General features: G+C 71.1%; 12 protein-coding genes. 6 read left to right on the top strand and 6 right to left on the bottom strand.

Going from position 1 to position 11503, the window contains the following annotated elements:
* Positions 1-97 precede the first annotated feature (97 nt).
* The 5 genes from ACIHAA_RS04760 to ACIHAA_RS04740 all read right to left on the bottom strand — a co-directional run bounded on the left by ACIHAA_RS04760 (position 98) and on the right by ACIHAA_RS04740 (position 4175).
* Positions 98-709, bottom strand: a complete 612-nt coding sequence (locus ACIHAA_RS04760; protein WP_399813081.1) for a DUF402 domain-containing protein — start codon at positions 707-709, stop codon at positions 98-100.
* A gap of 81 nt (positions 710-790) precedes the next feature.
* The gene (locus ACIHAA_RS04755) at positions 791-2071 is read right to left on the bottom strand and encodes a cation:proton antiporter (protein WP_399813079.1); all 1281 of its coding nucleotides are present in this window, start codon (positions 2069-2071) and stop codon (positions 791-793) included.
* Positions 2072-2162: 91 nt separating this feature from the next.
* Positions 2163-2483: an NIPSNAP family protein gene (locus tag ACIHAA_RS04750; RefSeq protein WP_399813076.1), complete on the bottom strand. Its 321-nt coding sequence runs from the start codon at positions 2481-2483 to the stop codon at positions 2163-2165.
* Between the two features lie 118 nt (positions 2484-2601).
* Positions 2602-3246 carry a phenazine biosynthesis FMN-dependent oxidase PhzG gene (gene phzG / locus ACIHAA_RS04745; protein ID WP_399813074.1) on the bottom strand — a complete coding sequence of 215 codons (645 nt, stop codon included), beginning with the start codon at positions 3244-3246 and terminating at the stop codon, positions 2602-2604.
* A 227-nt stretch (positions 3247-3473) separates the two neighbouring features.
* Complete coding sequence (locus tag ACIHAA_RS04740) at positions 3474-4175, bottom strand: thymidylate kinase (protein WP_399813072.1); 702 nt, start codon at positions 4173-4175, stop codon at positions 3474-3476.
* 1006 nt (positions 4176-5181) lie between these two features.
* Between ACIHAA_RS04740 and ACIHAA_RS04735 the strand changes: the two genes are divergently transcribed.
* The 6 genes from ACIHAA_RS04735 (at position 5182) to ACIHAA_RS04710 (ending at position 10760) form a co-directional block, all read left to right on the top strand.
* Positions 5182-6588, top strand: coding sequence for an NAD(P)/FAD-dependent oxidoreductase (locus tag ACIHAA_RS04735; protein ID WP_399813070.1), 1407 nt, complete (start codon positions 5182-5184; stop codon positions 6586-6588).
* Between the two features lie 237 nt (positions 6589-6825).
* Positions 6826-8001, top strand: a complete 1176-nt coding sequence (locus ACIHAA_RS04730; RefSeq protein WP_399813068.1) for a nucleotidyltransferase family protein — start codon at positions 6826-6828, stop codon at positions 7999-8001.
* A 29-nt stretch (positions 8002-8030) separates the two neighbouring features.
* Positions 8031-8702 carry a pyridoxal 5'-phosphate synthase gene (locus ACIHAA_RS04725; RefSeq protein WP_399813065.1) on the top strand — a complete coding sequence of 224 codons (672 nt, stop codon included), beginning with the start codon at positions 8031-8033 and terminating at the stop codon, positions 8700-8702.
* Entirely contained in the window at positions 8675-9595 is a 921-nt protein-coding gene (locus ACIHAA_RS04720; protein WP_399813062.1) for an MBL fold metallo-hydrolase, read from the top strand. Before ACIHAA_RS04725 ends, ACIHAA_RS04720 begins: the two co-directional genes overlap by 28 nt.
* Positions 9592-9849, top strand: coding sequence for a hypothetical protein (locus ACIHAA_RS04715; RefSeq protein WP_399813059.1), 258 nt, complete (start codon positions 9592-9594; stop codon positions 9847-9849). Before ACIHAA_RS04720 ends, ACIHAA_RS04715 begins: the two co-directional genes overlap by 4 nt.
* Positions 9846-10760 (top strand): hypothetical protein, encoded by a 915-nt coding sequence (locus ACIHAA_RS04710; protein WP_399813056.1) that lies wholly within the window; start codon positions 9846-9848, stop codon positions 10758-10760. The genes ACIHAA_RS04715 and ACIHAA_RS04710 overlap by 4 nt, the downstream gene beginning before the upstream one ends.
* A gap of 99 nt (positions 10761-10859) precedes the next feature.
* Here ACIHAA_RS04710 and ACIHAA_RS04705 read toward each other — a convergent pair whose 3' ends face one another.
* Positions 10860-11282 (bottom strand): YjbQ family protein, encoded by a 423-nt coding sequence (locus ACIHAA_RS04705; RefSeq protein WP_399813053.1) that lies wholly within the window; start codon positions 11280-11282, stop codon positions 10860-10862.
* Positions 11283-11503 lie beyond the last annotated feature (221 nt).

Raw genomic sequence — 11503 nt, 5'->3', positions numbered from 1 at the left:
GCGGCGGGCCGCACCCGGCTCCGTGCCGACGCCCGGCACCCGGGACCGGCACCGGGCACACGTCAGGAACAGGGGCGCGTAGGCGTAATCCGCGAACTCAGCGCACCGGCGTGCCGGTCCCCGCCCCCTCCAGGGCCACGGGGGCCGGCACGTTCCATTCCACGGGCGGGGTCCAGTCCCGCCACTCCTCCCACCAGCAGGCCCCGGAGAGGATCAGCGCCTCGACCTCCCGGGCCGCCGCGCGCACCCCCGCGGCCTCCTCCGCGGTGAATCCGCCGCTGCGCTCGCGTTCCTCGAACTCCTCGACGTCCTTCCAGCGGTACGGTGAGCCGTCCCCGGGTATCCACAGGTCCAGCTCCTGGTCGAGGGTGTCGTAGCCCCGCCCGGTGCGGCGCAGCGGCTCCTGGAAGTTGACGTACCAGCCCTCGAACTGCCCGTCCGACCAGCGGGCCCAGACCGAGTAGGCGTCACCGGTGCGCTGGAGTTGCAGCACCCCCTCCGACTGCCAGTGGGGTTCGAAGGCCGCCCACGGGTGGACGCCCCAGCGGAACTCGCCGCCGCCGAAGGTGAGCCGGGTCCCGCGGTGCAGATACGTGGCAAGGGTGACGCCGTCGTCCCCCGCCACCTGCACGGGATACACGATCCATTCGCGCCCGTCGAGGATCTCTCGCCGGACGATGACCTGACCGGGGGTGAACAAAAGGCTCATGGGAGTTGTCGGTCCTTCATCCTGTCGTGATTCGTCATCTCGTAGCGGTCCGGGGCGCGTTCACGTCCCACCGCGCGGGTCTCAGCTCTTGTCGAACGCCAGCCCCGGCTCCTGGGCCGTGTCCCACGTCGGCCCCGCAGGGGCCGCGCCGTGGCCCCGCCCGGTATGTGCCGGTACCCCGAGCAGGTTCAGCAGTGGCCCCGTCATGGCGGTCGTGAGTAGGGCCATGACCACCATGATGGAGTAGAAGTCCCGGTCGATGATGTGCATGTCGAGGGCGGCGGCCGCGATCACGATCTCCGTGAGCCCCCGGGTGTTCATCAGCACGGCCGCGGGGAGGGCCGTGCCGTGGGGCAGACCGCAGCAGCGCGCACCGGCGTACGCACCGGCCATCTTGGCGGCCACCGCCGTGCCCACGACCGCGGCCAGGGCCAGCGCATCGCCCCCGCCGAAGCCCGAGAGGTCGACGGCGGTCCCGGCGAGGAAGAAGTAGAGGGGCAGCAGAAGGTGCCCGACCTGGCTCATGCCCTGCTCGGCCTGGGGGAGGATCCCGCCGGACCGGCCGCGTGGCATGACCGCGCCGAAGGCGAAGGCTCCGAAGACGAAGTGGACGCCGAGCCATTCGGTGGCCGCACAGGAACCCATGAGCCCGACGAGGAACACGGGCAGGAGGTGGCTGCCGGAGATGTTCCGGCGCTCCGCCCGGCGGACCAATGCGGCCAGCAGGGGCCGGACGGCGAAGTGGAGGAGCAGCAGATAGCCGGGGAGCGCGACGATACGCGCCTGGCCCGACGAGCCCGCCCAGGCGGCCACGGCGGCCAGGCACAGCCAGGCGATCAGGTCGCCCAGTGACGCCGATGCCAGGGTGAGGGTGCCGAGCGGCCGGGAGGTGAGGCCACGGTCGGCGAGAACGCGCGCGAGGACGGGGAACGCCGTGATCGAGAGGGCGACGCCCACGAACACCACGAAGACCGTCGGGTCGCCCGCCGCGTAGTCCCGAGCCATCGGCACGGCCAGGGCGCCCCCGGCGACGAGCGGCAGCAGGATGGAGCCTGCGGTCAGACCGAGCACGGACGTGTGCCGCCCGCGCAGTGCGGAGGCGTCCAACTCGTAGCCGATGACGAACATGAGGGCGGCGAGGCCCAGGTCGGCGAGCGCGGTCAGCCCGGGACGGACCTCGGCGGGTATGAGGGTGCCGACGCCGAGGGGCGCCAGCAGGGTGGGGCTCGCGAGGAGGCCGGCGACGATCTCCCCGATGAGCGGGGGCTGACCCAACCGGCGGGCCACGGACCCGAGGAGCCTCGCCGTTCCCATGGCGGCCGCGACGAGGAGGAAGAACGTGGTGAGAGGGGTGCCGGACACGGAGACCTCTCCAGGGAGCGGGTCGGTGGGCAGGGAGCGAGCAGGTGGGAAGACGGCCGGGGCAACGGAGGAGCGCCAGGGAGCGTCGGCGTCAGCGCAGGGCCGAGGCCGGAGTGGGGTGGACGCGGGTCACCACGGTCCGGTCCATGAGCAGCAGCTGCTCGACGACCGGCCGCATCTCCCGCTGCCAGCGGTCGCTGCCGTAGACCGCGTCGCAGAGCTTCTGGCAGTGCTCCTCGCTCTCGAAGCGCCGGATCCAGACGTAACCGTCCGGGTCCTCCTCGTCGACGAACGAGCCGGTGACGACCATGCCCAAGGACTGCTGGAAGGGGAGATTGACCTCTTCCATGTACCGCACCCATGCGTCCCGGCGGCCGGGCCGGGTCTGGTAGCGGCGGATTTCGTAGAACACTGCGCTCCCTGGGGGTGCGGGGACGGAGACGTGTCCGGGGAGCGTCCCCGTCGGCGGGATGGCGGGCCGACGACGGCCGTGAGGAGGGGGCGGCGGCTCCATGCCGCCCCCGGTCGGGTCAGGGGTAGAGGCGCTGGTGCGTCCAGGCGTGCGCGTTCTGCGCGGAGCACTCGTAGGCGAGGCGGCGGTGCAGGCGGTCGGGGCTGCCGTACCAGAACTCGACGGCCTGCGGGACGAGCCGGTATCCGGTCCACTCGGCGGGCCGCGGCACGGGGCCGCCGGTCTCGACGAGTTCCCGGGCCCGGGCACGCAAGGCCGCCTCGTCGTCGAGCGGGCGGCTCTGCCGCGACACGGCGGTGGTCGCCTGTGCGGCGAGCGGGCGGCGCGCGAACAGGTCGTCGGATTCCTCGGCGGTGAGTTCCTCCACCGTTCCGGACAGCGTGATCTGCTGCAATGTCTCACGCCAGTAGAACGTCATGGAGGCCACCGGGCGGGCCGCGAGGTCGCGGCCCTTGCGGCTGCCGCGGAAGCTGGTGAACACCAGGCCGCGGTCGTCGAGATCCTTCACGAGCAGGATCCGCGTCGACGGCCGGCCCGTCTCGTCGACCGTGGCCAGCGCCGCGGCGAACGGCTCCCGCACCTCGCGGCGCACGGCCTCGTCCAGCCATTCGCGCAGCAGGGCCATGGGATCGGCGGGCGGCGTGTCGAACTCACGCAGGTTCAGGGACGTGTCTCCGCTGAGGGTTTGCACGTTCTCGCTCATCTTCTCGTTCTCCTTCGAGTGGTCGGCACCACTGTGCCGTGGCCTCGTGGCGCCCGTCGGACCGAGGCCCGCGCGTCCCGGACCGGTGCGACAGCGCGGGCGTCACGCCCCGTGCCGCGGCCTCGTGGCCGAAGTGGTCGTCGCCGCGCTTGCCGGGGACGGGACTCCCGCCGCTGTGACCGCGACGATGGGTGGCGCGCCCGGGGCGGGGTCCCGGTCCGCGGGCGTCACCGGGCCGCCGTCCCGGGCGCGCCGGAGAAGCGTGCGGGGCCGCCGCCGGTGGTGTCGAGGACGAGCGAGGAGACCTGGGCCGCGACCTCCTCAAGGGGCGCGGACGCGTCGAGCGTCAGCCACCCGAAGCGTTCGGCCCAGGTGTCGAGAACGGCGACCACACTGCGCTGGTGGGCCACGAAGCTCTCCCGGGAGCAGGACGGATCCATACCGCACTCGTACGGCAGAACGTCCCGGCCTGCCTTGCGCTCCCAGGTGAGTTCGGGGTCCACCCGGAGGTAGGTCACGGATCCGGCGGACGGGAGCCCGGCCACGACGGCCTCCACCCATGTCCGGTCGAGTCCGTAGACGATCTCGCACGCGGCGTGCTTCATCCAGTAGCCGTCCAGCAGGGTGACGGGGTCGGACGCCGGGTGCCCACCGGGCTGCGCGGGTCCGGGTGTCCGGCCCTCCAGGGCCATGCCGATGGACCACATGAGGAAGAGGAAGCGGGGCCCCACGGGCATCTCGGCGACGCACTGCCGTGCGTCGGGAACGTCGGGGCGCATGAAACGGGCGGCGGGGTAGGCGGGGTTGTCGACGATGTCCCACCGGTCGACGCGTTCGACCGGCAGGCCCAGGGCCGACAGACGTTCGGTGACCGTCCGCGAGACGGAGGACTTTCCCGCTCCGTCGGCGCCGACAAGGGTGAAGATCATGTAGTGCTCCTGGTAGCCGCGCGTGCAGTCGGCCCGGCCGGGCAGGGCCGTGGCACATCCCGGAGGGAAAGGGTCCGCCGTGCCGACCGGGACGACGGTGCCCGGCCGCGTCACACCGCCGTCGTCCCCGGACTTTCGGGAGGGCGCAAGAGGCGCTCCCGCCCGGGACGGCAGGGACACTGCCATGGCGCTCCGCGCTCCGCGGAAGCGGTGGTACGGCGACGGCAGTGGACGGCGACGGAACCCGGAAAAGGGGTCCGAAGGTGAAACAGGGTGGCGTCGGAGCCGGTCGGGCGGTCACGGGAAGGACGGACGGCCGTGCGAAGCCGCGCCCGCGGTCAGCTGGTGACGTCCTTGGGCGAAACCGGTGCGGTCAACAGCGTGGGGACGGGACTCAGTTCGCGAGTCTCAGCGAGCACATGTCGAAGCTCTCCCTCTCGTGCATCGCGGTCCGGCCGTTAGGTCGGTGGTTCAACAACCCTAGGCCGACGAACCGGTGTTGATCAAGGACACCGACGAGCGCGGCAGCCGGTCCGGGCGCCGGACAACCCCCGGTGCGCACCCCTTCGTCCATTTATCAGTGCTGACTGAATCTTGTTGTCCTCCCGGTGATTTTCGGGAGCCTCATCGGGGCATGAACCCGGTGTGTCCGCACCGGAGTTGCCGACTCTCCAGCCGGCCGTGATGATCGGCTCTTGACGCGGTCCGCTCACTGCGGCAAGTTCTTCGTATCGCCCCGGCCGGACCGGCACTACCCGGTCCGGCCCGGAACAGCAGCGGGGAATGCGTTCCGGGGGCGCGGACACCCTGATGCCCCGCGTCGTCCGCGGACGACGCAGCTGCCCGCCTCCGGTGCGGCACATGCAGCACACGCGGCCCGCCTGCTACGACGGGATCCGCACCGAATCCACGGTAATTGCTGCTGCTATCGCTGAATGCATCCTGCATTCGCTGTCCATTGAATACCTCTCAGCGCACCAAACCCTAAGGAAGGCTGGCTGCCTTTATGGCCACGAACGCGGGCGACATTGCGGACTGCCAGGTACTCGTCATCGGCGGCGGCCCCGCCGGTGCGACGGTTTCCACTCTGCTGAGCAAGCGCGGTTACACGGTCACACTGCTTGAGCGCGAGCACTTTCCGCGCTACCACATCGGTGAATCCCTCTCCATATCCTGCTTCCGGGCCATGGAGGTGCTCGGCGTCAGGGACAAGGTGGAGGCGCACGGCTTCACCCGCAAGGACGGCTCCTACTACGCCTGGGGCAACGAGGAGTGGGACCTCCCGTTCAACCACCTCCCCGGCGAGGACAACCACAGCTGGCAGGTCATCCGCTCCGAGTTCGACCAGATCCTCCTGGAGCACGCCAAATCCGAGGGCGTCGCGGTGCACGAAGGTGTCAGCGTCAAGGAGGTGCACTTCGCGGAGGGCCGCGCCACCTCCGCGACCTGGACTCGGTCCGGTGACGAATCCGAGAGCGGCACCGTCTCCTTCGACATCGTCGTGGACGCCTCCGGGCGCAACGGCGTCCTCGGCTCGCGGCAGCTCGACAACCGACGCTTCCACGACGTCTTCCGCAACCTCGCCGTGTGGGGCTACTGGAAGAACACCCCGCCGCTCGGCCTCGGCCCCGAGGGCGCCATCGCCGTCTTCAGCCGGGAGAACGGCTGGCTGTGGGCCATCCCGCTGCACGACGGCACCTTGAGCATCGGCCTGGTCACCGGCAAGGACGGCTATGTGGCCGACCACAAGCGCCTCGGCGGCCGCGAGGCCGTCTACCTGGACGCCATCGCGTCCTGCCCGCAGCTCGCCGCGCTGACCAAGCCCGCCGACCTCGTCTCCGAGGTGAAGAGCGAGACCGACTACTCCTACGTCGCCGACTCCTTCACGGGCCCCGGTTACTTCCTCATCGGCGACGCGGCCTGCTTCCTCGACCCGCTGCTGTCCACCGGCGTCCACCTGGCCACCTTCAGCGGCATGCTGGCCGCCGCCACCATTTCCTCGATTCTTCAGGGCGAGCTTCCCGAGGAAGAGTGCCAGGCGTTCTTCCAGACCGCCTACCGCCAGGCCTACGAGCGCCTCCTGCTCCTCGTCTCCGTCTTCTACGAGAGCTACCGCGGCAAGGAGAGCCACTTCTACAAGGCCCAGACGCTCACCCGCGAGGACCGCAAGGGCCTGCGCCTGCACGACGCGTTCCTCAACATCATCGCCGGTACCGAGGACCTCGTCGACGTCACCACCGAGGGCGCCTACGAGCGGCTCGCCGCCAGGCTCCGCGGTGACGACGGCGGCTCCCCCGCCCCGATCTCCAACCACAACACCCACAAGGAGAAGCTCCCGGAGACACCGGACACGGCCATCGGCGGCGTCTACATGACGCTCGAACCAGAACTGGGCCTGCGCCGAACGGCGTGAGCGGCGGCGCGGCGGCCGGCCCGGCGGTCGGTCCGGGGGCTCGGCGGTCGGGCAGTCGGGCGGTCCGGCGGTCCGACCGTCGGGTGGCCCGGCGGCCCGTCCCCGGTCGCCGTGTGGGCCGGGGCCTCCGGAAACCCGATGCCCCCGGAGGGCCCCGGCCGACCCACCCTCCTGCCTCGCCCCACCTCCTGCCCTCGCCCCACCTCCTGCTCACGAAACGGCGACGCGAGAACACCCATGAAGAGCACCATCAACGCCCCCGAGCACCACGGCAGTGATCAGCCCGCTGCGGACGCAAGCCTCCCTCCGCACGCCCGGCTGCTGCTGCTCCTGGCCGAGTCCGCCCCGGACACCGCCTGCCGGGCCCGGGCCCGGGCTCTCATGACCCAGGACGACCTGGACTGGGGCGCCTTCCTCCACGAGGCCGGCCGCCACCGACTGCTGCCCCTGCTCGGACGGCACGTCGACCGGTTCGGCTGGGAACGGGCCGGAGCCGACGGCGCCGCCATTCCCGAACCCTGGCTCTTCACCAATTCCCTGGTGGGGAACCGCATTCGGAACCAGACGCTCTCCGATGAATTCGGACGTGTGCTGCGGGAACTGGCGACGGACGGCGTACCGCACGCCGTACGCCGAGGATTCGCACTGGTGAATAGCGTCTACCACGACATCGGCATTCGCCTGATCGGCGATCTCGACCTCTTCCTCAACCCGGCCGACATTCCCCGGGCCCAACGTGTCCTGGAACGTCTCGGATACACCCGGGAAGCACCTCCCGGCCCCCAAGTCCCCGCGAATTCCGGGGAATCCGGGGAATCCGGGGAACAATCCGGACCGTCCGCAGAGCATCTCCAGATGACATTCCTCAAGCCCGGAGTCCGCCCGAGTACGGCAGAATTCCACATCGATGTCTACCATCAGGTCTTCGAAGAGCGCACCGGACTGTCACTGCCCGCGACAACTCTTCTCTCGCGTCTCGATCCGGCATTCGTGTGCGGGACGGAGACCTCCGTCCTCGGCCGCGCGGACGGCCTCCTCGACCTGTGTGCCCTGCTGCACGAGAAGGCGACCGCGCCCCGTCGCACCGGCGCGCCCCTGGCTCTCCCGCTCAGCAAGTTCCTGGACGTGGCCCTCGTCGCGGAGAGCTTCACGGCCGACGCCTGGCAGGAGTTCACGGACCGGGTACGGGAGGTCGGCGCGGGCCACATCGCCCATCACGCCCTCCACTTCACCAGCGTGCTGTACCCCTCTGCCGTCCCCGCCGAGGTACTCCGCACACTGCGCCCCGACGACCTGGATCACCTTGAGGAGTACACGAGCATCGAAGGGCGGCAGCGGCGGTGGACCGTCGCCTTCCCGGCACGCCTGTTCATTCCCGACTCCGGCCCCCACAGCGGGGACGCGGCGCCCTGACTGCCCCATCACGAGGAAGGACTCCCGACATGGAGAGCACGACCGCCCCCGGGGGGATGCGCGAACTGCTCCGGCAACTGGACGTCTTCGCGGGCGACCTGCCCGACTTCGACCCCGGCGCCGCACCTGACGACCCCACGACACTGTTCGTGGAGTGGCTCCACACGGCGATCGACGCCGGTATCCAGGAACCGCACGCGATGACTGTGTCGACCACGGCCGCGGACGGCGGCCCCGCCGCGCGCGCTCTCCTCCTCAAGGATGTCGCCGATGGCGGCTGGCAGTTCGCCGTGCACAACGCGAGTCCCAAGGGGCGTGAACTGCTCGGGCATCCCGCCGCGGCGCTCACCTTCCACTGGGTCCGGCTGGCACGCCAGGTACGGCTGCGCGGACCGGTCCTCGCCGAGCCGCCCGAGCGGAGCGCCGCCGACTTCCTCGCCCGGTCGCCCGGCTCGCGCGCCGAGGCGCTGATGGGGCGTCAGAGTCAGTCGTTGGAGAGCCGGGAGGAGCTGGACCGGGCGGCCAAGCACTCCGCCGAGCGCGTCGCGCGGGAGCCCGGACTCGTCGAACCCGACTGGACCCTGTACACGCTGCGGCCGACAAGCGTCGAGTTCTGGCAGGGAGACCGTCAGCGCAAACACACACGGCTGGCCTACCGGCGCGAGGAGGACCGATGGACCAAGACCCTGCTGTGGCCCTGACCGCAGGGGACACCGGGCTGCGGCTGACCGTCCTGGGCGCGGGCGCCCCCTACCCCGTGCCCGAACGCGCCTGCTCGGGCTATCTGGTACGGGGCGGCCGGGCAGCCGTGTGGGTCGACACCGGGCCGGGCACCCTGGCCCCCTTGCAACGGTTCGCCGAGCTGGAGACCCTGTCGGCCGTGTGGATCTCCCATCTGCACGCCGACCACGCGGCCGACCTCCTCGGCGCCTACTACGCCCTGGGCCTGTGCGGCGTCACCCGGAACGCCCCGTTGCCCGTGTACGCGCCCCGCGGGTGCGCGGAACGCCTGGCCGGCTACTTCGCCGAGCCGGGCACGGCCTTCCTCGACCGCGCCTTCCGCTTCCATGAGCTGGCGGACGGCCGGGAGGACGATGTCGACGGGATCCGGCTCGTCAGCAAGGCGGTCGAGCACGATCTGGAGGCCTTCGGCCTGCGCGTGGAGCACGGCGGGAGCATCCTGGCCTACACGGGCGACAGCGCACCTTGCCCCGCCCTCGACGAGCTGGGCGCGGGGGCGGATCTGCTGCTGAGCGAGGCAGGGGACGGCCGTTGCGCGCCGGAGGGAACACGCAGACACCTCACCCCGGAGGAGGCAGGTCAGCTCGCGCGGCGCTCCGGCGCCCGGTCCCTGCTCCTCACCCACCTCGCGCCCGGCCTTGCCACCGAAGACGCCCTCCGGCGGGCCGAAAGCGGATTCGACGGCCCGGTGGACTGCGCGCGCGAGGGCCGGACGTACCAGGTACCGGCCGTTCCTACGGCGCCCGCACCTCACGGGAACGCTCCGGACGAGCGCATCGCTCTGCCTGCTCACGGCGCGCCCACCTGCCCCGACGCTGGAATGCGGGCACCGAGCAACGGGAGAAACGAGTGATCATCTCGCTGGCCGACGGCGACGGCGCCGGACCATCAACTCTCTCTCGGCCTGTCACCGAGCGGCTGACCGCCGAGGGCCCACCCGTCGAACGGCTCGACCGGTACGGGACGGAACACACGGCATACGGGATCGCCCACCGGCCCGACCGCACATGGGTGGAGCCCGTCGTCGGCGCCGTAGAGGCGGTGGTACGCCGCACGGCGGCCGCCCGGCCCACGGAAGTCGCCGATACGGAAGCGGTCCTGCCGTGAGCGCCGAGCTGGCCGAGGCACTGCGGCCGGACGAACCCCGCACCCTGGTGCTGAAGGTCGGCGGGAGCCTGGTGTCGGACAAGCAGAGCGACGACGACCTCGACGAGTCGGCCCTCCGGGACTACGCCGCCCAGATCGCCGACCTCGCGCGCGCCTACCCCGGGCGGGTCGTCTTTGTCGCCGGTGGCGGCGCCCTGGGCCACGGAGCCGTCAGGGACCTGGCGGAGCGGAACCCGGACGCGGTGCTGCCGCTCACTCAGGCCACCTTCCGCGTCAAGTGGGCCTGGACAAAGGCGTTCCAGGCCGCAGGCCAGCGTGCGATGCCCTTGCAGGTCGCCGCCCTGTGCACGGAGGACGACAACGGGGTGAGCGCCCAGACGGCCGTGGTGTCACGGCTCCTGAGCGAGCACATCCTCCCCGTCCTGTCGGGCGATTGCGTGGTGACGACCGATGGCCGACTGCGCATCATGGGCAGCGACCACGTCCCCGGCATCTTCGTGGCGGCGGACCTCGCGCCCGTCCGCGTCGTGACACTCACCGACGTCCCGGGCATTCTCACCGGTCCGGCTCACGACAGTCCTGTGCTGCCTCATCTGTTTCCCGACGAGCATGTCTCGGCGCGTGACCTCCTCTGGGCACCCGCTCCCTGGGACACGAGCGACGCGATGCACGGCAAGCTGGACGCGCTGGTCGCCCATGCGCGACGGGGAGCCGAGTGCGTCATCGCCAAGGGCGACCGCGACGCCCCGGATCTGCGCCACCTCTTCAGCCCCCTGGCTCTGTGGCCGCAGGGCATCCCCTGCACCGTGATCAGCCGACGTGCGCGCCGAACAGACCGAGAGGGCCATGGTGACCACGTTCGTCCCCTGCCCTCCCCTCCCCCGGACACCGACCGCCGAGCCGGGCGGTAAGGGCCCCACCAGGCCGGACGGCGGACGCGCAGAACCGTGAACGCGCCGCCGTCGTCCGGCGAGGTCCGACAAGGGCGACCGCCCCCAGGACGATGCGCCTCAGCCCAGGAAGCTGAGGCGCACCTGACGGTGGGGATTGTCCTTGTTGGTGTCCACCAGGCACACCGACTGCCAGGTCCCCAGTTCCAGGCGGCCGCCGATGACCGGGAGGGTGGCGTGGGGCGGGACCAGGGCCGGGACGACGTGGTCACGGCCGTGGCCGGGGCTGCCGTGGCGGTGCTGCCAGCGGTCGTCGGCCGGGAGGAGCGTATGGAGCGCGGCGAGGAGGTCGTCGTCGCTTCCGGCACCGGTCTCGATGACGGCCACTCCGGCGGTGGCATGCGGCACAAAAATATTCAGCAGACCGTCCCGGCCCGCCGCCGCCTCGCGCAGGAAGTCCTCGCAGTCCCGGGTGAGGTCGACGACCCTCTCATCGGAACCGGAGGCGATGTTCAGAACACGGGTGCTGAAGGAATCGGACATACCCTCATCCTCACCCATGTCACCGGCTCCACACCCGGTCGAGCATCCGTCGGCTGATACTCGGGGTCCACTCCGCGAGACAGCCGTTGACCGTACAGGGTCCAGCTGGCTAGTTTCGGCCCATGCTGCGTTCAGCCCTTCTCACCACGCGCGGTCATATCGACCTGCTGCGGGTGGTTTCCGCCGCGTGTCGCCGCGGCCGCTGACGCCTTTCTCCGGGC

The organism is Streptomyces sp. NPDC052040 (assembly GCF_044548405.1).
Taxonomy (GTDB): Bacteria; Actinomycetota; Actinomycetes; order Streptomycetales; family Streptomycetaceae; genus Streptomyces.
The sequence above is the reverse complement of the archived record's forward strand: the minus strand, read 5'-3'. Positions and strand labels throughout refer to the sequence as shown.